Raw genomic sequence first — 23,061 nt, forward strand, 5'->3', positions numbered from 1 at the left:
TTCACCAGCTATTTTCACCTGAACGCAATTTTGTTCGATCAGTAGTTCGTCTTGATCGCACGCATCATCCTTTGCCACCACATCGGCGTCCCCAGCCGATGCACCGTCTGCGGCGCAGGGGCCATCGCGCGGAGATCAACCGGGTTGGAAGCGCCGTAAAGCGCGAGGCCCGCCAGCGTCGCGAAGGCCGGGCCGCTATGCGCTTCGGGCATGGCGGCCAGCCCGCGCGGACGCCCGATCCGCACCGCCCGGCCGAGCGCGCCCTGCGCATAGTCGGCAATGCCCTTCATCTCCGCGCCGCCGCCGGTCAGCACCACCTGACGCCCGGTCGAATTGAAGCCCATGCCGGACAGCGCCGCATTCACCTCGATCATGATCTGGTTCAGCCGTTCGCAGATCACGCCCACCAGCGCCGCGCGCGTGATCTTGCCGCCCTCCGCATTCGGCCCGGCGGCCTGCCCCGGCAGCGCGCTGTCGCCATGGGGCGGCGCGATCTCGATCATCTCGCGGAAGTCGCGCGGGTTCTGCATCGCCGAACCGTAGAAACATTTGATCCGCTCCGCCTGACTGCGGCGGATGCCGAAGGCCGAGGCAAGGTCGTCCGTGATGTCGGACGCGCCCATCGGGATGGAATGAAGGCCGACCAGCATCCCGCCCGCATAGAGCGACACGTTGGTGACGCCCGCGCCCAGTTCCACCAGCGCCACGCCCAGATCGCGCTCCTCCTCCGACAGGCAGGCAAGGCCCGTCGCGATCGGCGCGGCGACGATGGAATTGACGTTGAGATAGGCGCCGCGCACACAGAGGTCGAGATTGGCGAGCGGCGCGCCGTCGGCCAGCACGACATGGATGTCGACGCCCAGCAGGTCGGCGTGCATCCCCAGCGGCTTCTTCACCGGCACCTTGCCGTTGATGGTGAAGCAGGTCGGCTGGGCATGGAGCACGACCCGGCCATCGGGGTCGATGCCCTGCTGGCCGGTGGTGAGGAGATCGTCGATGTCGGTCTGCTCGACGCGGTATCCGCCCATGTCGCGCTCGACCGTGACGACGTCGCTGACGAGACTGCCGCCCGAAAAGCTGACCCACACATCTTCGATGTTGGTGCCCGCCACGCGCTCGGCCTGCTCGACGGTTTCGCGCACGGCGAGTTCGGTGCGCTCCATGTCGGCGATGAAGCCGCGGCGCACGCCCCGGCTTTCCCGCTGCCCCGTGCCCAGAATCGCGAGTTCGCCCGTGTCCGTGCGTCCGGCGATCAGCGCCGACACTTTCCAGGAGCCAATGTCGACCGCCGTGATGAGCTTTTCGACCTTGGGCTGCGCCATGGGATCAGCCTTCCTCACCCTGGGACGGAGCCTTGTCGGCGGAGGCGTCGGTCGGCTTTTCCTGAACCTGCCCCTGCGGCAGCCGCAGGACGAAGCGGTCGGGATCGCGCATGTCGAACTTCACGATGCCGCGCCCCAGCAGCCGGTTGACGCCGTCCATCCGCGCGAAATTCACCAGCGCGGAGGCGGAGGATTTCTCGCCTTCGGGCAGCGAGAGCGTCTCGCCCGACTGGAAGCGCAGATCCCAGCGGCGGTTGCCGACCCATGTCGCGCCCGCCAGCATCGGTTTCAGCGCCGGCGCATTTTCCATCAGCTTGTTGAGGCCTGCCGTCTGCCGGTTCGCATTGGGACCGACGACCAGCGGCAGGTCGGGCATCGCGCTGGCCGACACCGCCTGCAACACCACGCCGTTGACGTCGATCAGGTGCAACTGGCCTTCATGCTGCCACACGGCGACCGGTTCACGCTCCACGATGTCGACGACCAGCGTGTCGGGCAGGCGGCGGGAAATGCGCGCGTCCTTGACCCAGCCCAGTTTCAGCATCTCCTCGCGCACTTTCGGCAGGTCGAGCGAGAGCATCGAGCGGTCCACCTGCCCCAGCGCGATATTGTAGACGGGCAGCTCGTCCATCCGCTCGACGCCGCGCACCTCGACCTTGTCGACCTCGAACCCGGCGCGCGCGGCAAGATCGGCGGCCTGCGCGCGCATCATGCCGGGGACGCCCGCGAAGATCGCGATGCCGATGACGACGCCGCCGATGATCGCGACGATGGCCCAGCTCGCCATGCGCTGAAGCGTGGCTTCGCTGACGGGGAGATGCTCGATCACCTGATCGACCCAGCTCTGGCGCTTGAGCGCCCGGCCGCGACCGCCCTTCGTCGCGCGCCCCTTGGCGCTGCTGAGCCGGGCGGTGCCGCCGCGCCGGATGCGTGCTTCAGCCATGTTTCTCCCCCGCCCTTGCTGCATTGGCGGCGCGGCCCAGCGCCTCCTCGACAATCATCTCGACTAGAGTCGCATAGTCAATACCCAGCCTGGCCGCCTGTTCGGGCACGAGGCTCAATGGCGTCATGCCCGGCTGGGTGTTGACCTCCAGCAGGAACAGCCCCTCGACGCCCTGACTGTCGTCCCAGCGGAAGTCGGAACGCGACGCACCCTTGCAGCCAAGCAACTGATGGGCGCGCAGCGCGATCGCCTTGCACGCCTCCCCGATTTCCGCCGGGATGTCGGCGGGGCAGACATGTTCGGTCATGCCGTCGGTATATTTGGCGTCGAAATCGTAAAAGCCGCTCTTGGGCCGCAATTCGGTGACGAGCAGCGCCTCGTCGCCCAGCACGGCGGTCGTCAGTTCGCGGCCGCGAATATAGGGTTCGGCCAGAAGCTGCGGGAAATCCTGCCACGGCCCCACGCTGTCGCGCGCGATTGGGTTCCCGTAATTGCCCTCCGCCGTCACGATGGCGACGCCGACAGAGCTGCCTTCGTTGACGGGTTTCAGCACATAGGGGCGCGGCAGCGGGTCGCCGTCGAACAGGCTTTCGCTTTCGACGATATTGCCGCCGGGCATCGGGATGCCGTGCGGGACGAGCGCCTGCTTGGTCAGTTGCTTATCAATGGCGATGACCGAGGTGGCAAGGCCGCTATGCGTGTAGGTGAGACCCATCAGGTCCATGAGACCCTGAATGGTGCCGTCCTCGCCCGGAACGCCGTGCAGCGCGTTGAAGACCACGTCCGCCTTCGCTTCGGCGAGCCGCTGGGCGACGTTGCGGTCCATGTCGATGCGGGTGACGCGGTGGCCGCGCTGCTCCAGCGCCTTGGCGACGCCCTCCCCGCTCGACAGCGACACCGGCCGCTCCGCCGACCATCCGCCCATCAGGACGGCGACATGCCAGGGACCGCGGGTCATAGAAAACGCACAGTATAATGGCCGTTCAGGCTGAGCGAAGTCGAAGCCCCGCACTGAGCCGAAGGCGAAGTGGCTTCGCTGCGCTCAGCCTTGCCCTTCGGCAGGCTCAGGGCGAACGGGGTGTCAAGGTCGCTCACTTCGCCAACCCCACGCGCTGAATTTCCCATTCCAATTCTATTCCACTTTTGTCTTTGACCCGGCGACGGACTTCCTCGCCCAGCGCTTCTATGTCGGCGCTGGTGGCGTCTCCGGTGTTGAGCAGGAAGTTGGTATGCTTCTCGCTCACCTGCGCGCCGCCGATCTGGAGGCCGCGACAGCCCGCTTGATCGACGAGCTGCCACGCCTTGTGCCCGTCCGGGTTCTTGAAGGTCGATCCGCCGGTCTTGCTGCGCAGCGGCTGGCTTTCCTCGCGCGCGGCGGCGATGCGGTCCATTTCGGCCTGGATCGCGGCGGGATCGCCGGGGCGGCCTCGAAATGTCGCGCTCACCACGACAGCCCCTTCGGGCAGGGTCGAGTGGCGGTAGGTATAGCCAAGGTCGGCGTTGGCGAGCGTCACCCGCTCGCCCGAGCGCAGGACGATGTCCGCTTCGACAAGGATGTCGCACGTCTCGCGGCCATAAGCGCCGCCGTTCATGCGCACGAAGCCGCCCACGGTGCCGGGGATGGAGCGGAGAAACTCAAGTCCGGCGATGCCCGCGTCGCGCGCGGTCGATGAGACGAGAATACCCGAAGCGCCGCCGCCGCAGGTCAGAGTGGTGGCGTCCAGCCGCTCCACTTTCGCGAAGGGCTTGCCGAGGCGAACGACCACGCCGGGCACGCCGCCATCGCGCACGATGAGGTTGGAGCCGAGGCCCAGCGCCATGACCGACACCGAAGGATCGAGGTCGCGCAGAAAGGCGGAGAGGTCGTCCGCATCCTGCGGCTCGAACAGCCATTGCGCCGCGCCGCCCGCCTTGAACCAGACGAGCGGTGCAAGCGGCGCATCGGCTTTCAGCGAACCGCGCACGGAAGGAAGGGCAAGGGTTTCGCTCAAGAACGAAAGCCCCACAGGTTCATCCAGCCCTTCACCGCGCGCATGTTCGCTTCGCCAGCCTGCTGCGCTGCGCGGCTGGTTTCGACCTGGCGCTGCGCCGCGTCGACCATGTCGCGCGCGACTTCGATCCCCTTCATCTGCGCGTCGATCATGCGCTTCTGCATTTCGAGGCCCACGGCGAACAGCTCGAACATCAGGCGGCTTCCTTCGCTTTTTCCGCGACCGCAGGCGCAAGGCCCGCCGCCCATTTGGTGATGTCGCCCGCGCCGAGGCAGATGACCATATCGTCTGGCTGGATGTCGGCGGCGATGTGCGCGGCGAGATCGGCGGCGTCCGCCACGGTGGCGGCGTTGCGGTGGCCGCGCCGCTTGAGGCCAGCGACCAGCGCGGCGCTGTCCACGCCCTCGATCGGCTGCTCGCCCGCGGTGTAGACGGGCGCGGCATAGACGATGTCGGCGTCGTTGAACGCCTGCTGGAACTCGTCCATCAGATCGTGCAGGCGGGTGAAGCGGTGCGGCTGGACCACGGCGATGACGCGGCCTTTCGCCCCCTCTCGCGCCGCGGCGAGCACCGCCTTGATCTCGACCGGGTGGTGGCCGTAATCGTCGATCACGGTGGCAACGCCGCCGCCGACCGCGATTTCGCCGACCTTGGTGAAGCGGCGCTTTACCCCGCCGAACTTCGAAAAGCCGGTCTGGATCGTCGCGTCGTCGATACCCATCTGCAGCGCCACGCCAATCGCCGCCATGGCATTGAGCACATTATGGCGGCCCGGCATCGGCAGTTCGATCCCCTCGATCCGGCGGGTCGATCCGTCCCGCTCGCGAATCTGCACGTCGAAGCGGTTGCCGCCGGGTATGGGCTGGACATTCTCTCCGCGAAGGTCCGCCTGCGCCGAAAAGCCGTAGGTGACGATGCGCCGGTCCTGCACGCGCGGCAGGATGGCCTGCACTTCGGGATGGTCGAGGCACAGCATCGCCGCGCCATAGAAAGGCACATTGCCGACGAACTCGACGAAAGCGTCCTTCACCCGGTCGAAGCTGCCATAATGGTCGAGATGTTCGGGGTCGATATTGGTGACGACCGCCAGCGTGCCGTCGAGCCGCAGGAAGCTGCCGTCGCTCTCGTCCGCCTCCACCACCATCCAGTCGCTGTTGCCCAGACGCGCGTTGGAGCCGTAGCTGTTGATGATGCCGCCGTTGATGACGGTCGGGTCCACCCCGCCGGCGTCCAGCAGCGCAGCCACCATCGAAGTCGTCGTGGTCTTGCCATGGGTGCCCGCGACCGCGACGGTGGACTTCAATCGCATCAGTTCCGCCAGCATCTCCGCGCGGCGGATGACGGGAATGCGGTTTTCCAGCGCCAGCTCCACCTCCGGGTTGCCGCGCTTGATCGCGGTCGAAGTGACGACCACGGCGGCGTCGCCCAGATTTTCGGCCTTGTGGCCGATCATCACCCTGATGCCTTTGCTGCGCAGCCCTTCGATCACATAGCCTTCGGCCATGTCGGAGCCCTGCACGGAGTAGCCCAGATTGTGCATCACCTCGGCGATGCCGGACATGCCGATGCCGCCGATGCCGATGAAATGGATCGTGCCGATGTCGGTGCCGACACCCTTCATGCGGGAACTCCCTGGAGATTGAGCGTGGTCGGCGTCGGGCCGACCTTGACGGGGTCATTCATGATCGGCGCCTTGCCGATGCTTTCGAGCAGGTCGGCCATGTCGCGCGCGGCGTCGGGGCGGCCACAATTCCATGCGCGTTTCGCCGCATTCTGGAGCGCGCCGGGTTCCATCGCCATTTTCTGCATCTGCTTGGCGAGTTCGACGGCGGTGAAGCGGTTCTGCGGGATCGTGCGCGCGCCGCCCGCTTCGCTCATTTCGCGCGCATTGGCGGTCTGGTGATCGTCCATCGCGCTCGGCAACGGAATGAGGATCGCCGGGCGGCCCGCGCATGTCAGTTCGGCCAGCGTCGATGCCCCCGCCCGCGCGATCACCAGATGCGACCAGCCGAGCTTTTCGGGCACGTCGTTGAAATAGGTGGCAAGGTCGGCGGGGATTTCCATCTCCGCATAGACCTTCCGCACGCGCTCGATGTCCTCGGCGCGGCACTGCTGCGTCACCTGAAGGCGGCGGCGCAGCGCGATGGGCAGCATCGACAGCCCCTCGGGCACCACGCTCGACAGGATCGTCGCACCCTGACTGCCGCCGATGACGAGGACGCGGAAGACGCTTTCGTCGGTCAGCGCGGGAAATTCCTCCTCGCGGAGCTGCTTCACTTCCTCGCGCACCGGGTTACCGACCAGATGCACCTTGTCGGCATGGCGGCGCCTGAGGCGCTGCACATCGGGATAAGCGGTGGCGATGGCGTCGACCCGGCCCGCAAGCAGGCGGTTGACGCGGCCCAGCACCGCGTTCTGCTCGTGGATCGCGGTCGGAATGCCGTCCGCCAGCGCGCCCAGCAGCGCGGGCATGGCGGGATAGCCGCCGAATCCCACGACAGCGGTGGGGCGGAAGGTTTCGTTGAGCCGCCGCGCCATCGCCCGCCCGGCGAGGATCGCCTTCAATGCGCCGGGCCAGCTTGCCGGGTTCTTCGTCATGCGCCCGGCGGGCATGACATGGACCTGCGCGCTTTCGAAGATGCCGGGGATCTTCGCCCCGCGCTCATCGGTGACGAGCGCGACGCGGTGGCCGCGCGCCATCAGCTCCTCCGCCACTGCATGAGCGGGAATCATATGGCCCCCCGTCCCACCGGCGGCGAGGACGAAGTGACGGGAAATGCTCATCGACCACTCCATTTGACGACCGTGTGCCGACCCATGAAGGGATTGCGCCGCGTGAATGCGAGCAGCAGGCCGACGCCGATACAAAGCGCCAGCATAGAGGAGCCGCCATAGCTGATAAAGGGCAGCGTCATGCCCTTCGAAGGAAATATCTGCGCATTGACGCCCATATTGATGATCGCCTGCAACCCGAACTGGGTGGTGAGGCCCGCGGCGGCGAGAATGGTAAAATTATCCTCCTCGTCCAGCAGGCGCAGCAACACGCGGACCACGATGGCGAGATAGACGCAGGCGATGGCGATGCAGGCGAGCAGGCCGAACTCCTCCCCGATGACGGAAAAAATATAGTCGGTATGCGCTTCGGGCAGGCGGAACTTGTTCTGCCCGCCGCCCGGCCCGACGCCGGTAAAACCGCCATGGGTGATGGTGCGGAAGGCGAGATCGGTCTGGTCCGGTCCCGTGTCCATCTGGACGCCGATGCCGAGGAAGTCGTTGATCCGCTGCCGCCCGTTCTCATAGAACATGTAGACGCCGACGAGGCCCGCGAGGCCCACGCCGCCCAGCATCGCGATCCACTTCATCTCCAGCCCCGACAGCAGCAGCAGGCACCCCCAGCAGGCGAGGAAGATGACGGTCTGGCCGAAGTCCGGCTGCTTCATCAGGATCGCCGCGATCAGGAGCGTCAGCGCGCCGGTCAGCGGCATCACCGGCAGGCTCATATCCTTCGTGCGCAGCGACAGCAGCCACGCGATCGTAACGACATAGGCGGGCTTGAGGAACTCGGACGGCTGGAAACGGAAACCGGGCAGGTCGATCCAGCGCTTCGCGCCGTTGACCGTGCTGCCGAGGAGCGGCACGGCGAGCAGCATCAGGAAGAAGAAGGCGCAGAAGAAGATCGCCAGCCGCCGCGCCTGCGGACGGGGCAGCATGGAAATGACGAGCATGATCGGCAGGCCGATGAACACCCACATCAACTGACGGTAGAAATAGATGAGCGGATTGACCGCGACCTGCGCCGTCGAACGGTCGATGGCGGCGACGGGCGATGCGGCGGCGACCGCGACGAGGCCGATCGCCATCAGCGTGACGATCAGCGACAGGAGCACGCGGTCGATCTCCCAGAACCAGATGGCCAGCGCCGTGCGCTCGCGCGGGACGGTGCGGCCCTTGAAGCCTTTCACCAGTTCGCCCGGTCTGAACATGCCCGTTCCGCCTTCCCTGTTCATGCCCCTGCCCCCGCTCGTTCTTCTATTCGAGTGCCTCGACCGCCGCGACGAAGGCGTCGCCCCGCGCCTCGAAATCGCGGAACTGGTCGAAACTGGCGCAGGCGGGGGAAAGCAGCACCACGTCGCCCGGCTGCGCGATGCGTGCGGCACGGCGGACGGCGGCGCTTAGCATCTCGCTGTCGTCCACGGCCATATGCGGGCGCAGCAGATCGGCGAACATATGCCCCGCTTCGCCGATGGTGTAGGCATGGGCGACGTTCGCGAAATGCGGCGCGCACTCGTCCAGATTGTCGGTCTTGGCAAGGCCGCCGACGATCCAGTGGATGCGCGCCTTGCCGTCCTTTGCGGGCCATGCGGCGAGCGCGGGCGCGGTGGAGGCGGGATTGGTCGCCTTGCTGTCGTTGACGTAGAGGACGCCGTTGCGGGTGCCGACCGCCTGCATGCGGTGGGGCAGCGAGGCGTAGCTGGCGAGGGCATTGGCGATGGTTGCTTCGTCTATGCCGAGCGCCTGTGCGACAGCGATGGCGACAGCCGCGTTCTGCGCATTGTGCGGCCCTTGGAGCGAGGGCCAGCCGAGTTGATCGACCGGGTCGATGTCGGTGGAGGCCACTTCGACGACGCTGGCGTTCAGACCTTGAGCAATCGAGCGGCTCGGATCGTCCTGCGTCGCGATCACCGCGGCATGGCCGGCCGACTGCATCTCGAACAGCCGCGCCTTGGACGCCACATAGCCCTCGAACCCATTGTAGCGATCCAGATGATCGGGCGTGATGTTGAGCAGCACCGCGACATCGCAGTCGAGGCTCTGCGTCAGGTCGATCTGGTAGCTCGACAGTTCCAGCACATAGACGCCCGCGCCCTTGAGGTTCGGCTCCAGCGGCGGCTGGCTCAGGATCGGCAGGCCGATATTGCCGCCCATGACGGTAGGATAGCCCGCCTGCTGAACGATGTGATGGATCAGCGCGGTGGTGGTCGACTTGCCATTGGTGCCGGTGATGCCGACCACCTTGTGCGGCGGGAGCGTCGGGCGGGCGAGCGCGAACAGTTCGATGTCGCCGATGATCGGCACGCCCGCCAGCTTCGCGCGCATGGCGATGGGATGGCGGTTCAATGGCACGCCGGGCGACACGACGATGCCGTCGAAGCCCGCAAGGTCGATCTCCATCGGATCGCCGAGTTCGGCTTTCCCTTCGACCAGAGCGCGCGCTTCCTCGCGGCTGTCCCATGCCACGACGCGCGCGCCGCTCGCCGCCAGCGTTTCGACCGTGGCGAGGCCGGATCGGGCGAGGCCGAGCACGGCGTAGGTCTTGCCCCGGAAAGCGTCGGATACGATCATGCGATCACCGCAGCTTCAGCGTGGCGAGACCGGCGAGGGCCAGCACGAAGGCGATGATCCAGAAGCGGATCACCACGGTCGGTTCGGCCCAGCCCATCTGTTCGAAATGATGGTGGATCGGCGCCATCTTGAACACGCGCTTGCCGGTGCGCTTGTAGAAGAAGACCTGGATGATGACAGACAGCGCCTCGACCACAAAAAGGCCGCCGATGATGCCCAGCACGATCTCATGATGCGCCGTCACCGCGATCACGCCGATGGTGCCGCCCAGCGCCAGCGACCCGGTGTCGCCCATGAAGACGGCGGCGGGCGGCGCGTTGAACCAGAGGAAGGCGAGGCCCGCCCCGATGATCGCGCCGCACAGGATCGTCAGGTTGCCCGCGCCCGGCACATGCGGGATGCCGAGATAGGTCGCGAAGTCCGCGCGCCCGACGAGATAGACGATGAGGAGGAAAGCGAGGCTGGCGATGATGACCGGCATGGTCGCAAGGCCGTCGAGGCCGTCCGTCAGGTTCACCGCATTGCCGAACGCCACGATCACGAAGGCCGCGAAACAGAAATAGAAGGGGCCAAGCTCGATGGCCGGACCGTTGTAGAAAGGCACGTAGAGCGCGGTGTTGCCATGGCTGTGGACGATCATCCAGGAGGCGACACCCGCGATCAGAAACTCCGCCAGCAGCCGCGCCTTGCCCGAAAGCCCCTTGTGGCTGGCCTTCGTCACCTTGTCATAATCGTCGAGGAAGCCGATCGCGCCGAAGCCCAAAGTCACGAACAGGCAGGCCCAGACATAGATGGACGACAGGTCCATCCACAAAAGGACGGACGCGACCATCGAGGTCAGGATCATGAGGCCGCCCATGGTCGGCGTGCCGCGCTTGGCGAGGTGGCTCTGCGGGCCGTCGTCGCGGATCGGCTGGCCCTTGCCCTGCCGCACGCGCAGCCAGCCGATGAAGCGCGGACCGATCAGCAGCCCGATCATCAGCGCCGTCGCGATGGACGCGCCCGCGCGGAAGGACAGGTAGCGGATGAGGTTGAAGATCCCCGCGAAATCCATGGTCTGGGCAAGCCAGTAGAGCATCAGTCTGTGTCTCCGTCACGGGCGGCGTCGGCAAGGGCGGCGACGAGGCGGGACAGGCCCACCCCGTTCGAACCCTTGACGAGGATCGCGTCGCCCGCGCGCATTTCGGTCTGGATGAGGGGGATGGCGGCCGCCGTGTCGGGCACATGCGCATGGGGAATGCCGCCGCCCAGTGCATCGGCCAGCGGGGTCATTTCCGCGCCGACGAGGATCGCATAATCGACGCCATTTTCGGCGAGCGGATCGGCCAGCCCGGCGTGAAGGTCGGCGCTGCGGTCGCCCAGTTCGCGCATCCCGCCGAGGATCGCGATGCGGCGGCCCGCCTGTTCGCGGCCCAGTTGCTTGAGCGTCGCCGCCATCGACAGCGGATTGGCGTTGTAGCTTTCATCGATCAGCAGCGCTTCGCCGCCCGCAACCGGCAGGACGCGGCGTTCGCCCCGGCCCGGCAGCCCCGGCATTTCCGCGAGCGCAAGGCCCGCTGCCGCCAGATCGCCGCCCACCGCCTCGACCGCCGCCAGCACGGCGAGCGCATTCGACACCCAGTGATCGCCGGGCGCTCCGACCGTGAAGCAGATGTCCGCATTGGGCAGCGTCGCCGTCACGATGCTCCCGCCGCTGGGGGAGCGCACGACATCGAGCGCGCGCACGTCCGCCCCTTCGCTCATGCCGAAGGTCAGGATATGGGCGGCGTGCCGCTCCGCCTTGGCATAGAGCGTCGCGACATGCGGGCTGTCATAGGGGATGATGGCCGTGCCGCCGGGTTCCAGCCCCTCGAATATCTCGGCCTTGGCTTCCGCAATCTTTTCCTCGGTGCCGAAAAATTCGATGTGCGCGGGCGCGATGGCGGTGACGATGGCGACGTGCGGACGGACCTGACGCGTGAGCGCGGCGAGTTCGCCCGCATGGTTCATGCCCATTTCGAACACGCCGAACGCGGTTTCGCGCGGCATCCGCGAAAGGCTCAGCGGCACGCCGACATGGTTGTTGTAGCTCTTGACCGACCGATGCACCCGATCGGGACAGGCACGGTCGAGGGCGAGAAACAGGGCTTCCTTCGTGCCCGTCTTGCCGACCGACCCGGTGACGCCGATCACCTTGCCGCTCATGCGCCTGCGCGACGCGCGGCCCAGTGCTTCGAGCGCGGCGGCGCTGTCGGGGACGAGGATATGGGGGTGATCGACCGCTTCGCTGACGATGGCCCCGGCTGCGCCCTGATCAAACGCCTTGCCGACGAATTTGTGGCCGTCCGTCGCCTCGCCCCTCATCGCGACGAACAGGTCGCCCGGCCCGACTTCCCGGCTGTCGAACGCAACGCCCGAAACGGCGAACGGCGCCGACGCGGCGCCGCCCGTGGCTTCAGCGATCTCGGCGAACGTCCAGAGCGGGGTCATCACCATCCCCGTTCGCTTCGAGCGAAGTCGAGAAGCAGCCACGCGAACCGAACGGATGTGAGAGCGCGGCGCATCACCCCGCGCACTCCCGCGCAACGGTCACATCGTCGAAGGGCAGCACCCGATCGCCGATGATCTGGCCCTGTTCATGCCCCTTCCCCGCCAGCAGCACGATGTCGTCCGCCCCCGCCTGCGCTATGGCGGCAGCAATAGCGGGGCGGCGGCCGCCAATCTCCTCCGCTCCGGGTGCGCCCGCCATCACGGCGGCGCGGATGGCGGAAGGCTCTTCCGAACGCGGATTGTCGTCGGTCACGATGACATGGTCGGACAGGTCGGCGGCGACCTTGCCCATCTGCGGGCGCTTGCCCGCGTCGCGATCCCCGCCCGCGCCGAACAGGGTGATGAGCCGCCCGCGCGTATGGGGCCGCAGCGCCTCGATCGCGGCGCGCAGACCGTCGGGCGTATGGGCGTAATCGACATAGACCGGCGCGCCCGCGCGGGTGATGACGGCGCGCTCCAGCCGTCCGCGCACCGGTTGCACGCGGGCGAGCAGCTCCAGCACCTTCGCGGTCTCCCCGCCGGTCGCGATGACGAGGCCCGCCGCCGTCAGCGCATTCGCCGCCTGGTAGGCGCCGATCAGCGGCAGGTTGATCTTATAGGCCTGGCCTCCAAGTTCCTGGGCCGCCTCGATCTCCAGCGTCTGACCCAACTGGGTCGGGGTGCGGTTGGCAAGGCGCAAGCCCTGCCCCTGCACCCCGACGCTCAGCACACGAAGCCCCCGCTTGCGTGCGCGCTGGATCGCCTTGCCGGACCATTCGTCGTCCGCCCAGATGACCGCGTGGCCATCTGCATTCACCACCTCGTCGAACAGCCGCATCTTGGCGTCGAAATAGCTGTCCATATCGCCATGATAGTCGAGATGGTCGCGCGACAGGTTGGTGAAAGCGCCCGCCATAACGGGCAGCCCTTCGGTGCGATACTGGTCGAGACCGTGGCTCGACGCTTCGAACGCGGCATGGGTGATGCCCTCGCGCTTCAGGCCCGACATGTTGGCGAGGAAGGTGACGATGTCCGGCGTGGTGAGACCCGTCGACACCTGATCGACCGAAGTGGTGACGCCCAGCGTGCCGATGGAGGCCGACTTGTGCCCCAGCATCCGCCAGATCTGGCGCGCCAGTTCGACGGTGCTGGTCTTGCCGTTGGTGCCGGTGACGGCGACGGTCACGTCGGGGAAGGGCGCGAAGAAGCGCGCGGCCATCTGCGCAAAGAGGCGGCGGGGATTGGGGTCGGCGATATGCGCCGCGCCCTCCACTTTCGCTTCAGGCCGCGCGACGACCGCGACCGCGCCCGCCTTCACGGCGTCAGCGATGAAATCCTCGCCATTGACGCGCAGACCCTGAAATGCGCCGAAGACGGTGCCGGGCGCGACCTTGCGATTGTCGATGGCGAAGCCGGTGACGGGCGCGTCGGCGTTCCCGCCCGCGTCCGCACCCAGCCCTTCGACAAGCGATCCCAGACGCATCATTCCTTCTCCGCGTCGCCGTGGAGCAGCGGCATGAGATCGGAAATATCGACGTCGCGCTGTTCGTCCGGCATCACGCCCAGCATCGGGCCGACCCGCTCAACCACGCGCTTGACCACGGGCGCGGCGGTCCATGCGGCGGTGCGCAGGCCATATTGACCCGTCGCCTCGTCCATGATCGCGACCACGACGTAGCGGGGATTGTCCATCGGGAAGGCAGAAGCGAAAGTCGTCACCAGCGAAGTCTTGTTATAGCGCCCTTCCTGGGGCTTTTCAGCGGAACCCGTCTTGCCGCCCACCCGGAAACCCTTGGCGTCGGCGCTCCGTCCTGTACCCGCCGCGACGATCATCCGCAACAGTTGGCGCATCCGCGCGCTGGTGGCGGCGGAAAAGACGCGGCGGCCTTCGGGAACATTGGTGGGGTCGAGCTTGCGCACGGTGGCGGGCCGCCAGATGCCGCCATTGACCAGCGCGGCATAGGCGGCGGCGAGGTGCAGCGGCGTCACCGCGATGCCATGGCCGTAGGATGTCGTCATGCTGGTGATGCGGCCCCAGTTGGAAGGCCACAGACCCGCCGCGCGTTCATGGAACTCAATGGGTGCGCGCTGATCGAAATCGAGGCTGCGGAACAGCTTCTGGAGCGGCGCCGCGCCCATTTCATCGGCGATGCGCGCGGTGCCGATGTTGGAGCTGTGCACGAGGATTTCGGGCACGTTGATCCAGCGGCCGAGCGGATGGTCGTCCTTGATGCGGAAACCGCCGATGGGAAGCGGCGCGGTCGCGTCATAGCGCTTGCTCATGGAAGTGACGACGCCCGCGTCCATGGCGGCGGCGATGGACAGTGGCTTGAAGGAGGAACCCAGTTCGTAGCGCGCCTGCACCATATGGTTGCAGAGCGGCGATTCGCTGCACCTCTTACCCGCATAATTCTGGAGCTTGTTGGGATCGAACACGGGAATCGAGGCCATGGCGATGATCTCGCCGGTGTTGGCGTCCATGATGATGCCGCCCGCGCCCTTCGCGCGCGTCTGGACGAGTTGCGCGTAAAGCTCGCTTTCCAGCGCGCCCTGCACCCGGCTGTCGATGGAAAGGGCGAAGGGCTGGCCCAGCCGCGCGGCATCGGTCAGGCGGTCGTTGAAGGCGGCCTCCGCGCCCATGCCCCCCTGCCCCTCCGCATTGGGGGCAAAGCCCAGCACATGCGCGGCGAGCGTGCGCTGCGGATAGAGCCGTTCCTTTTCGCGCGGAAATTCGATGCCGATTTCGCCGAGCGCGTTCACCGCCGCGACTTCCTCCGGCATGGCGCGGCGGCGCAGATAGGCCCAGCCGCGCCCGGTCAGCTTTTTATAGAAAGCCGCTTCGGGTTCGTCGGGAAAAATCTCGTGCAGCTTGCGCGCGAGTTCGGCGGGTTCGCCGATCAGCTTCGAAGGGCGCACCGCGATCGAATAGGCGTCCATCGTGCGGGCGAGGGGCACGCCGTTGCGGTCCACAATGTCGGCGCGCGCGGGCAGCAGCCCGCCCAGCCCGTCGCCGCCGCTCCCCCCATGCGAAAAAACCCCCACCCAGGTCAGGCGGAGGACAAGGACGCCGGTGATGGCGAGGAACAGGATCAGCAGCAGCATCAGCCGGTTGTGCGCGGTCGCTGTCAGGTCGACCCGCTGCCGCCCGGCGCGTGCACCGCCGGGCTGGACGATGATCGTGGCCATCAGCGCACCTCCTTGCGTTTCTCGCGCGCCGCCTTGGCGGTAAGGTCGCCCAGCGTGCTGTCGTCGAGCAGCTTGGCGTCCAGCATCGCCATACGTTCAGCCTTGCGCGCGACGGGGTTGGGGCGCGACACGTCCGCGTCGGCCTTCGCCTGCTGCGCCGCCGTTTTCGGCGCAGGCTTGTCTAGCCGGTCGACATTGTCGGCGGCGTGCGCCTCGCGGATCACGGCGATGTCGCTGCGGATCTGGGTTGCGGCGGGGCTTTCGGGCGCTTTCTGCGTCGCGGCGGGCAGGTCGGCGGGGGTTTCGACCATCGCGACCATCACCGGCGGCGCGACATAATCGGGACCGTTGGGCTGCACCCCGTCGAGATGCGCCAGCGCCTGCTCCCCGCGCAGATATTGCTGCGCCGTGGGGGTCGCATAGAGGAAATCATGCTGGTTCCAGCTTTCGAGCTGCCGCATCGAGGATCGGGCGCTGAATTCCGTCTCCAGATAGCGGATGTCCGCCTTCGCCCGCGCGATCTGGGCGCGCACCTTCATCAGCTCGTTGCGCTCGGTCGCGACCTTGAGCGACACCATATAGGCTCCCAGCGCCCCCAGCGCGACGAGGATCACCCAGATCAGGCTTTGCAGTCTTTTGACGGCGATCATGCGCGGGCGCTCCGGATGGAGGAAACAGGGGCGGAAGTGCGCACGGCGCTGCGCAGCGTGGCGGACCGGGCGCGGGGGTTGCGCGCGAGTTCCGCCTCGCCGGGCCGCACCGCTCTGGCAGGCTTGGCGAAGGTGGGAGCAGGACCGGCGGCCCGTTGCGGCAGGTGGCGCGATCCCGCCCCTTCCCCGCCGCTGCGGTTGCGCAGGAACTGCTTGACGATGCGATCTTCAAGGCTGTGGAAGGTGACGACCGCCAGCCGCCCGCCTTCTTCCAGCAGCGCTTCGGCCGCTTCGAGGCCGCGCTCCAGCTCCTCCAGTTCGCGGTTCACATGGATGCGGATCGCCTGAAAGGTGCGGGTCGCGGGGTCTTTCTTGTCATGCGGCTTGTAACCCAGCGCGCGGCGGACCACAGCGGCGAGCTGCGCCGTGCGCTCCAGCGGGCGCGCCTCCACGATGGCGCGGGCGACGCGGCGCGAGCGCGGTTCCTCGCCATAACGGTAGATGACGTCGGCGATATCCTCTTCCGGGGCGGTGTTGAGGAAATCGGCGGCGCTCATCCCGTTCTGCGCCATGGTCATGTCGAGCGGACCGTCCGACTGAAAGGAAAAGCCGCGCTCCGCCCGGTCGAGCTGCATCGAGGAGACGCCGATGTCGAGCGTGACGCCCGCCACCGCCGTCACGCCGCGGTCGGCCAGCAGTTCCTCCATCCGGGAAAATTCGCCGGGGATGAGCGCGATGCCATGCGCATCGGCCACCGCCTGTCCTTCCCGGATCGCATCGGGATCGCGGTCGAAGGCGAAGACGCGCGCACCCGCCAGCGCCATGGCGCTGGAATAGCCGCCCGCGCCGAAAGTGCCGTCGACATGCACCTCGCCAGGGGCGATGGCAAGGGCGTCGAGCACTTCAGCGAGGAGGACGGGGACATGCGGGGCGGCGGGCGCGCTCACTTGACCGCTCCGGCGGCGCGGGCGTCGATCCAGCGCTGGACCTTGTTGCGGATCAGCGCCGGGCGGTCGGGGCTGGCGACCAGCGCTTCGGGCTTCCAGATCTGGAAATAACGGCCCACGCCATAGAAGAAGATCGCGTCGTCGATTTGGGCTTCTTCCTTGATATCGGGGTGCAGGAAGAAGCGCCCGCCATCGTCGAAATTCACGTCCTCGATGGTGCCGAGGCGGTTTTCGCGTTCCAGATCGGCGTTGAAGGGGCGACCGGCCTCATAGGCCTGCCGTTCGAGCTTTTCGACTTCCTCGAACAGGTGGATCTTGTGGCTGAGGCCGAAACCCGTGGCGCAGCCATTGTCCATATGGACCGACAGGCACAGGCGGTTCTGCCCGCCGCTCGCCTGCGTGACCAGCTTGCGCATCTCCAGGGGCAGCACGAACCGGCCTTTGCCGTCCGCGACGCTGAACGCGTTGCCCGAATAGAGGATGACGTCCGACACGCTGGAAAATGCCCCTTGTTCCTTGGGGCACAGGCTTCCCGTCGCCGGAATCGCAAAAGCGAATCCACGCCACAGGACCGATCAGCACCTGAAACCCCAATGCAGGTTACTTACCAAGCATAGGTTTGGCTGTGAAGGGATTTTTTGGGAGGAGCTGGGAAAATCAGGTGAGAAACGGGATTAGCCGATTTTCTACTCCTCTTCCAGCCTGTTTTCTCTTTTTGTTCTGGCGCACGACCGCCCCTTATCCCCGCGCACGGCCCACACGCCCAGCATCGCCCAGCCTGTCCCGGCCAGCACCGCCCAGCGGATCGCCGCGAGGACATCGTCCGCCTGCCGCATCCAGATGCCGGGCGAGGACATGGACACGCCCAGCCAGTTCGCCACCACGGCAGGCGTGTCGGCGCTCCATATACGGGGATCGAGCGGCGAAGCAGGATCGGCGAGCCAGAGCCTGTCGTCGATCGGGTCCGCGTCTCCCACCAAAGTCACCGCGCCGCGCCCGATCCGCCGCGTAACGGCCACGCCATCCGGCCCCAGCGTCGCACCGGACAGGGTGACAAGCGCGCCATCGGGCAGGAAATGCCGCTCCTCCCCCGCGATCATCCTGCCGGACAACGGGATGCCCCAATGATCGGCCAGCGGACCGAGCAGGCTGACCGGCGGCGCGCGGCGGCGGTCGCCGAGCGGCAGGGCGGACGGCCAGCGCAGCGCCGGATCGGCGAGCACCAGCGCCTGCCCCCCGCCCCGCACCCAGTCATCGAGCGCCACCATCTGCGCCGGAGTCATCGCACGCGGTTGCGCCAGCAGCAGGCGGCGCGCGCCGCTCGCGCCAAGGCGCAGCGGATCGTCGAGCGGCTCGACCGTGAAGCGGGTGCGCAGGACGGTGACGATGGGCGCGTCCCGCCGCTCCATCCCGCCCGCTCTCGGTTCCGCCCAGAACAGGGGGAGCGCGGTGATGACCGCCAGCTTGGGGCGGTCCGCGGCCTGCCGCAGCGGCTGGGCAGGGCCGCGCCAGACGAGCAGTCCTGCCACGATCAGCACGCCAAGGCCCAAAGCGCGCGACCGCCCCTGCCGACGGATGCATCTCCCGCCCGCGCCCGATGCCGCCGCGACCGCGAGCAACCCGGCGGCGGCGACGGGCGAAGGCGCGCGCGCCGATGCGACAGCGCAGAAGAGGAGAGCCATGCCCGCCGCGCCGATGCCCAGCCACAGCATCACCGGCGCCGGACGCCGCGCGAGCGCGAACCCCGCCGCCGCCATGACCGGCGCCGCGGCCATGCTCCAGTCCCACGGATCGGCCTGCCCCGTCAGCCAGGCGCGATGCAGCCCGGCCAGAAAGACAGCAAGCGCGGGCAGCCAGAGCCAGAGGAATCGGAAAAGGCCCGCCTTCATGGGCGGAACATGCCTGCCCGGACCTGCACGTTCAGCGCTGCTGCGACGACTGGTTCGGGTCCTGATCCATCGGTTTGCGGATATTGGGATCGGGCTGGAGATCGGGAACGATGGGCGCCTGTTCCGGGGCGGGCTGGACGCCGAGTTCGGCCAGCGGCTCCTTGGGCGAGACGGCGTTCTGCGTCAGCGTCGGCACGACCGGCGGCGGCAGCGCGGGATCGTCCAGCCGCGCCTTTTCGATGACGATATTGGCGAGGCCCACAAGCAGAACCACGCCCGCCAGCCCGGTGAGGCCGATCTGGACGCGCTGCAACCCTTCCTGTCGGCGGGGCGTGTCAGCCATGCAACCCTTATGCGTTTTCCCGCCGCGACCCGTGTCGGCGATTAACCATTGTGCGCGAGCCAGGGGAAGACCGTCAACCCCTTAGATTCCAGCCATTGCCGGTTGTAGAGCGTGGACAGATAGCGAAAGCCCGTGTCGCACAGGATGGTGGCGATGCGTTTGCCCGGCCCCAACTGCTTCGCCAGCGCCACCGCGCCCGCCACATTGATGCCGGACGAGAGGCCAAGGCACAGCCCCTCCTCGCTCAGCAGACGGCGGACCCAGTGCAGCCCCTCTTCGTCCGAGATGCGAAACTGCGTGTCGATGGGCGCGCCTTCGAGATTGGCGGTGATGCGTCCCTGCCCGATCCCTTCGGCGACGCTGCTGCCCTCGGCCTTCAGCTCGCCATGCGCGTAATAATTGTAGAGCGCCGCGCCATGGGGGTCGCTGAGCGCGATGGTGACGCTCTCGTCCTTCGCCTTGAGGCCAAGGCTGACGCCCGCGATGGTGCCGCCGGTGCCCGCCGCGCAGGTGAACCCGTCGATGCGGCCCTCCATCTGTGTCCAGATTTCCTCGGCGGTCCCGACGATATGCGCCTTGCGGTTGGCGATATTGTCGAACTGGTTCGCCCAGATCGCGTTCTCCGTCTCCTCCGCGATGCGGCGGCTGGTGTGGACGAAATGGCCAGGATTGGAATAGGCGGCGGCGGGCACCGTCACCAGTTCTGCCCCCAGAGCGCGCAGCGTGTCCATCTTCTCGCGGCTCTGCGTTTCGGGCATGACGATTATCGTCCGGTATCCCTTGGCGCTGGCGACGAGGGCGAGGCCGATGCCGGTATTGCCCGCCGTCCCTTCGACGATGGTGCCGCCGGGCTTGAGCAGCCCCTTTTCCTCAGCGTCGTTGACGATGAAGAGCGCGGCGCGATCCTTCACCGACGCGCCGGGATTGGCGAACTCGCACTTGGCGAAGATGTCGCAGCCGGTTTCCTCTGAAGGACCGGCGAGGCGGACGAGCGGGGTGTTGCCGATGAGGGCGAGGCTGTCGGAGGCGTGAAGCATGACAGCGGGATAGCCGAGGCCGCACGGCTTTGCCAAGCAAGGGAATGCTGCCCCGCCTCAAGCGCGCATTTTAACCTTTGGCGCGGCCGCCGTCCCAATGCGGGACGCGGCCAAATCGGGTGAAGAAGTGGCGGCCTCCTTGCTGTAGGGGCGGCAGGATGCAGGCGACAGTGAAACAGGCAGGATGGCATGGTCGCGCGGCGATCGCGCTGGCCGCGCTGCTTCTGCTGGTCGCGCCGCGCCTCATCACTGCAGCGCCGCTCGACATGCTGGCGGTCTCGCGCGACCATCGCCCCGTCGATCCCGCCGAAGAGAGCGGACAGAATTTCCCCGGCTCCGCCTTCTTCTTCGCCGAGGGCGCTTTCGATCCCGCCCCCGGCGCGGAGCCGGTGCGCAGCGCGCATGTGCTGGGCCTGGATCAGGTCGCCGCCGCGCCCGCCGCCATGTTCCGGGGGCTGACCCCGCTCGACAGCTATCGCGCGCTTAATTGCCTGACCTCCGCCATCTATTACGAAGCCGGGAACGAGCCGGAGGACGGCCAGCGCGCGGTGGCGCAGGTGGTGCTCAACCGGGCGCGCAATCCGCTCTGGCCCGCGTCGGTCTGCGGCGTCGTCTATGAAGGATCGGAGCGCGCCGACTATAAATGCCAGTTCACCTTCAGTTGCGACGGGTCTATGATGCGGCTTCCCGCCGCCGTCGCATGGATGCGCGCGCGCCGCGTGGCGCAGGAGGCGCTCGCCGGGCGGGTTTATGCGCCGGTCGGGCTTGCGACCCATTATCACACGCTGGCCGTTCATCCCTCATGGGCCGACAGCTTGCGCCCGGTGGCGGTGATCGGCGCGCATATCTTTTATCGCAATCCCGGCTTCAACGGATCGGCGGCGGCGTTCGGGCGCGTCTATGCCGGGCGGGAGCTGATTTCAGGACCGGCGCGCACGGTCTGGCCTGCGCGGACGGCCCAGCCGGTCGAGATGATGGCGGCGGGGCTGGCTGTCCCTCCGATGCCTTCTGCGCCCGCGCCTGCCGCCGCTCCTGCGCCCTCCTTTGAGGACACCCTTCCCCAATCGACGATCCGTCCGGAATATCGCAACAGCGGCCGTCCGCTGATCTGATCGCCGCCGCCTTCCGCCGCAGGGGAATATTTTATCCTTTAATCTTGGATAATCATGCAAGTAGCTGAAATCGCCGCAGAAAAATAATTGCATTTTTTCGCGTCGGACCGGAACCAATCGACACTCCGGATGGTTCTTACATCCGGATAGCAAATCTTTTGCCCCCCGCTCTTGCTATCCATAAAATATGAGCCCGGAACGTCTTCCCCCCCGACGCGTTCCGGGCTCAGCATTTTTGGGGCCGGTTTTCCGCTGAAATCTTTATTCTTTCCGTCTGCGGAACGTTATATCGCATGGCGGGTTTTGCCTCTCGTTCCCGCTGTGGCGGGCGCCCGATTTCGAGAGGAGACGTTCGATGACGAAGAAGATTCTGGCCGCCGTGCTGCTGACCGGCTCGCTCCTGGTTGCCGCATGCAACACCGTCGAAGGCGCTGGCCGCGACGTGCAGAGCGCGGGCAAGGCCGTGCAGGACGCCGCCGACTAAGCCTTTCCCTTTTAGCTCCCTAGCATGGCCCGCCCTTACCGGCGGGCCTTTTTTATGCCGGCGTCAGGCGGACGCTTCTTCCGCCGCCGCGTCGCGCGCCTGCCTGCGGTCGGTGAACCAGATGGCGACGATCGTGATTTCGTAGAGCAGCAGCAGCGGGATCGCGAGCATCAATTGCGACACGACATCGGGCGGTGTCAGCACCGCCGCCAGAATGAATGCGGCGACGATCATGTATCGGCGCAGGCCGATGAGCTGCGCCCGGCTGACGAAGCCCGCGCGGTTCAGCAGCATCAGCAGCACCGGCATCAGGAAGCAGATGCCGAACGCGAGGATGAACTGCATGACGAGACCGAGATAGGCGTCCGCGCTGGGCAGCGCCTCCACCGCAAGGCCGCTGCTGTTCCCCTGATAGCCGAGGAAGAAATGAAACGCCGTCGGCATCACCACGAAATAGGCGAGGCTCGCGCCAAGGGTGAACAGGAAGGGCGTCGCGACGATGAAGGGCAGCAGCGCCTTCTTCTCCTTCGCATAAAGACCCGGCGCGACAAAGGCCCAGAGCTGATTGGCGATGATCGGGAAAGAGAGGCAGAAAGCGCCGAATACCGCGATCTTCACCTGCACGAAGAAGGCTTCGTAAAGCTTGGTGTAGACCAGCCGCCCGCCCCCGTCGCCGAACGCTTCCTTCAGCGGATGGACGAGGATCGCGAAAAGCTGGTCGGAAAAATAGAAGCTGATCGCCCCCGTGACGAAGAGGGCGTAGACGCATTTGAGGAGGCGGCTGCGCAACTCGATCAGATGGTCGAGCAGCGGCGCCTTGCTGTCGTCGATGTCGGAAATCATGCCGCCGCGTCACCCTTGCGCACGGGCGCGCCGTTCACGCCCGCCAGATAGGGCGGCCCCTCGGCTGCGGCGGCCGGCGCAAACGCGGGCGGTGAAGGCTCTGCGACGACAGGCGGATGCACCTCGGCCTCGGCGGATTGCGCCGCTGCGGAAGGATGCCCTTCCGGGTCGGGCGACGGCAGCGAAGCGGCGGTTTCGGGCGGATGCTCGTCCATGATGCGCTTGTTCTGCGCAGCCCATTTCTTTTCCAGCTCTTCCAGCTCCACCTCGCGCACCATGGCGTCGATGCCGGTGCGGAAATGGCGCGCCATGCCCTGCGCCTTCCCCACGATCTGCCCCACCTTGTAGAGCGCGCGCGGCAGATCCTTGGGACCGATGACGATCACCGCGATGATGACGATCACCAGAAGTTCGGACGAATCGATACCAAACATGGGGCGCTACCGGCCTGTGCTGGAGAGGA

Annotated in this window: 23 protein-coding genes; 2 read left to right on the forward strand and 21 right to left on the reverse strand. The window is 66.9% G+C overall.

Annotated elements, in window-relative coordinates; genetic code table 11:
* Nucleotides 1-38: 38 nt before the first annotated feature.
* The 19 genes from ftsA to SAMIE_RS11290 all read right to left on the reverse strand — a co-directional run bounded on the left by ftsA (nucleotide 39) and on the right by SAMIE_RS11290 (nucleotide 20,159).
* Nucleotides 39-1,322, reverse strand: coding sequence for a cell division protein FtsA (gene ftsA / locus SAMIE_RS11200; RefSeq protein WP_066699369.1), 1,284 nt, complete (start codon nucleotides 1,320-1,322; stop codon nucleotides 39-41).
* Nucleotides 1,323-1,326: 4 nt separating this feature from the next.
* On the reverse strand, nucleotides 1,327-2,265 hold the full coding sequence (locus tag SAMIE_RS11205; RefSeq protein ID WP_066699367.1) for a cell division protein FtsQ/DivIB: 939 nt from the start codon (nucleotides 2,263-2,265) through the stop codon (nucleotides 1,327-1,329).
* Nucleotides 2,258-3,223 carry a D-alanine--D-alanine ligase gene (locus SAMIE_RS11210; RefSeq protein ID WP_066699365.1) on the reverse strand — a complete coding sequence of 322 codons (966 nt, stop codon included), beginning with the start codon at nucleotides 3,221-3,223 and terminating at the stop codon, nucleotides 2,258-2,260. The genes SAMIE_RS11205 and SAMIE_RS11210 overlap by 8 nt, the downstream gene beginning before the upstream one ends.
* A gap of 133 nt (nucleotides 3,224-3,356) precedes the next feature.
* Nucleotides 3,357-4,256 carry a UDP-N-acetylmuramate dehydrogenase gene (gene murB / locus SAMIE_RS11215; RefSeq protein ID WP_408641230.1) on the reverse strand — a complete coding sequence of 300 codons (900 nt, stop codon included), beginning with the start codon at nucleotides 4,254-4,256 and terminating at the stop codon, nucleotides 3,357-3,359.
* The gene (locus SAMIE_RS11220) at nucleotides 4,253-4,450 is read right to left on the reverse strand and encodes a hypothetical protein (RefSeq protein ID WP_066699354.1); all 198 of its coding nucleotides are present in this window, start codon (nucleotides 4,448-4,450) and stop codon (nucleotides 4,253-4,255) included. The genes murB and SAMIE_RS11220 overlap by 4 nt, the downstream gene beginning before the upstream one ends.
* Entirely contained in the window at nucleotides 4,450-5,877 is a 1,428-nt protein-coding gene (murC, locus tag SAMIE_RS11225; RefSeq protein ID WP_066699352.1) for a UDP-N-acetylmuramate--L-alanine ligase, read from the reverse strand. The genes SAMIE_RS11220 and murC overlap by 1 nt, the downstream gene beginning before the upstream one ends.
* Nucleotides 5,874-7,040 carry an undecaprenyldiphospho-muramoylpentapeptide beta-N-acetylglucosaminyltransferase gene (gene murG / locus SAMIE_RS11230; protein WP_066699350.1) on the reverse strand — a complete coding sequence of 389 codons (1,167 nt, stop codon included), beginning with the start codon at nucleotides 7,038-7,040 and terminating at the stop codon, nucleotides 5,874-5,876. The genes murC and murG overlap by 4 nt, the downstream gene beginning before the upstream one ends.
* Nucleotides 7,037-8,239: an FtsW/RodA/SpoVE family cell cycle protein gene (locus SAMIE_RS11235; RefSeq protein ID WP_066699348.1), complete on the reverse strand. Its 1,203-nt coding sequence runs from the start codon at nucleotides 8,237-8,239 to the stop codon at nucleotides 7,037-7,039. Before SAMIE_RS11235 ends, murG begins: the two co-directional genes overlap by 4 nt.
* 46 nt (nucleotides 8,240-8,285) lie before the next feature.
* A complete protein-coding gene (gene murD / locus SAMIE_RS11240; protein ID WP_066699343.1) occupies nucleotides 8,286-9,599 on the reverse strand; it encodes a UDP-N-acetylmuramoyl-L-alanine--D-glutamate ligase in 1,314 nt (437 codons plus the stop codon).
* A 4-nt stretch (nucleotides 9,600-9,603) separates the two neighbouring features.
* Entirely contained in the window at nucleotides 9,604-10,677 is a 1,074-nt protein-coding gene (mraY, locus tag SAMIE_RS11245) for a phospho-N-acetylmuramoyl-pentapeptide-transferase (protein WP_066699341.1), read from the reverse strand.
* Nucleotides 10,677-12,068 carry a UDP-N-acetylmuramoyl-tripeptide--D-alanyl-D-alanine ligase gene (locus SAMIE_RS11250; RefSeq protein WP_066699476.1) on the reverse strand — a complete coding sequence of 464 codons (1,392 nt, stop codon included), beginning with the start codon at nucleotides 12,066-12,068 and terminating at the stop codon, nucleotides 10,677-10,679. Before SAMIE_RS11250 ends, mraY begins: the two co-directional genes overlap by 1 nt.
* Before the next feature lie 73 nt (nucleotides 12,069-12,141).
* Entirely contained in the window at nucleotides 12,142-13,590 is a 1,449-nt protein-coding gene (locus SAMIE_RS11255; protein WP_066699340.1) for a UDP-N-acetylmuramoyl-L-alanyl-D-glutamate--2,6-diaminopimelate ligase, read from the reverse strand.
* A complete protein-coding gene (locus tag SAMIE_RS11260; protein ID WP_066699336.1) occupies nucleotides 13,590-15,293 on the reverse strand; it encodes a peptidoglycan D,D-transpeptidase FtsI family protein in 1,704 nt (567 codons plus the stop codon). The genes SAMIE_RS11255 and SAMIE_RS11260 overlap by 1 nt, the downstream gene beginning before the upstream one ends.
* Nucleotides 15,293-15,943, reverse strand: a complete 651-nt coding sequence (locus tag SAMIE_RS11265) for a colicin transporter (protein ID WP_066699333.1) — start codon at nucleotides 15,941-15,943, stop codon at nucleotides 15,293-15,295. Before SAMIE_RS11265 ends, SAMIE_RS11260 begins: the two co-directional genes overlap by 1 nt.
* Nucleotides 15,940-16,890 carry a 16S rRNA (cytosine(1402)-N(4))-methyltransferase RsmH gene (rsmH, locus tag SAMIE_RS11270; RefSeq protein ID WP_066699328.1) on the reverse strand — a complete coding sequence of 317 codons (951 nt, stop codon included), beginning with the start codon at nucleotides 16,888-16,890 and terminating at the stop codon, nucleotides 15,940-15,942. The genes SAMIE_RS11265 and rsmH overlap by 4 nt, the downstream gene beginning before the upstream one ends.
* On the reverse strand, nucleotides 16,887-17,384 hold the full coding sequence (locus tag SAMIE_RS11275; RefSeq protein WP_066699326.1) for a division/cell wall cluster transcriptional repressor MraZ: 498 nt from the start codon (nucleotides 17,382-17,384) through the stop codon (nucleotides 16,887-16,889). Before SAMIE_RS11275 ends, rsmH begins: the two co-directional genes overlap by 4 nt.
* A gap of 192 nt (nucleotides 17,385-17,576) precedes the next feature.
* Nucleotides 17,577-18,779 carry a DUF4350 domain-containing protein gene (locus SAMIE_RS11280; protein ID WP_066699325.1) on the reverse strand — a complete coding sequence of 401 codons (1,203 nt, stop codon included), beginning with the start codon at nucleotides 18,777-18,779 and terminating at the stop codon, nucleotides 17,577-17,579.
* A 31-nt stretch (nucleotides 18,780-18,810) separates the two neighbouring features.
* A complete protein-coding gene (locus tag SAMIE_RS11285; protein ID WP_066699323.1) occupies nucleotides 18,811-19,122 on the reverse strand; it encodes a hypothetical protein in 312 nt (103 codons plus the stop codon).
* Between the two features lie 41 nt (nucleotides 19,123-19,163).
* On the reverse strand, nucleotides 19,164-20,159 hold the full coding sequence (locus SAMIE_RS11290) for a cysteine synthase A (RefSeq protein WP_066699474.1): 996 nt from the start codon (nucleotides 20,157-20,159) through the stop codon (nucleotides 19,164-19,166).
* 158 nt (nucleotides 20,160-20,317) lie between these two features.
* On the opposite strand from SAMIE_RS11290, the gene SAMIE_RS11295 reads away from it, so the two are divergent.
* Nucleotides 20,318-21,271: a cell wall hydrolase gene (locus SAMIE_RS11295; RefSeq protein WP_066699320.1), complete on the forward strand. Its 954-nt coding sequence runs from the start codon at nucleotides 20,318-20,320 to the stop codon at nucleotides 21,269-21,271.
* 355 nt (nucleotides 21,272-21,626) lie between these two features.
* Nucleotides 21,627-21,755, forward strand: coding sequence for an entericidin A/B family lipoprotein (locus SAMIE_RS11300; protein WP_066699317.1), 129 nt, complete (start codon nucleotides 21,627-21,629; stop codon nucleotides 21,753-21,755).
* A gap of 63 nt (nucleotides 21,756-21,818) precedes the next feature.
* Here SAMIE_RS11300 and tatC read toward each other — a convergent pair whose 3' ends face one another.
* Both tatC and tatB read right to left on the reverse strand, forming a co-directional pair.
* A complete protein-coding gene (gene tatC / locus SAMIE_RS11305) occupies nucleotides 21,819-22,598 on the reverse strand; it encodes a twin-arginine translocase subunit TatC (RefSeq protein ID WP_066699314.1) in 780 nt (259 codons plus the stop codon).
* Entirely contained in the window at nucleotides 22,595-23,032 is a 438-nt protein-coding gene (gene tatB, locus SAMIE_RS11310; protein WP_066699312.1) for a Sec-independent protein translocase protein TatB, read from the reverse strand. The genes tatC and tatB overlap by 4 nt, the downstream gene beginning before the upstream one ends.
* Nucleotides 23,033-23,061 lie beyond the last annotated feature (29 nt).

It is taken from the genome of Sphingobium amiense (genome assembly GCF_003967075.1).
In the GTDB taxonomy this organism is placed as follows: Bacteria; Pseudomonadota; Alphaproteobacteria; order Sphingomonadales; family Sphingomonadaceae; genus Sphingobium; species Sphingobium amiense.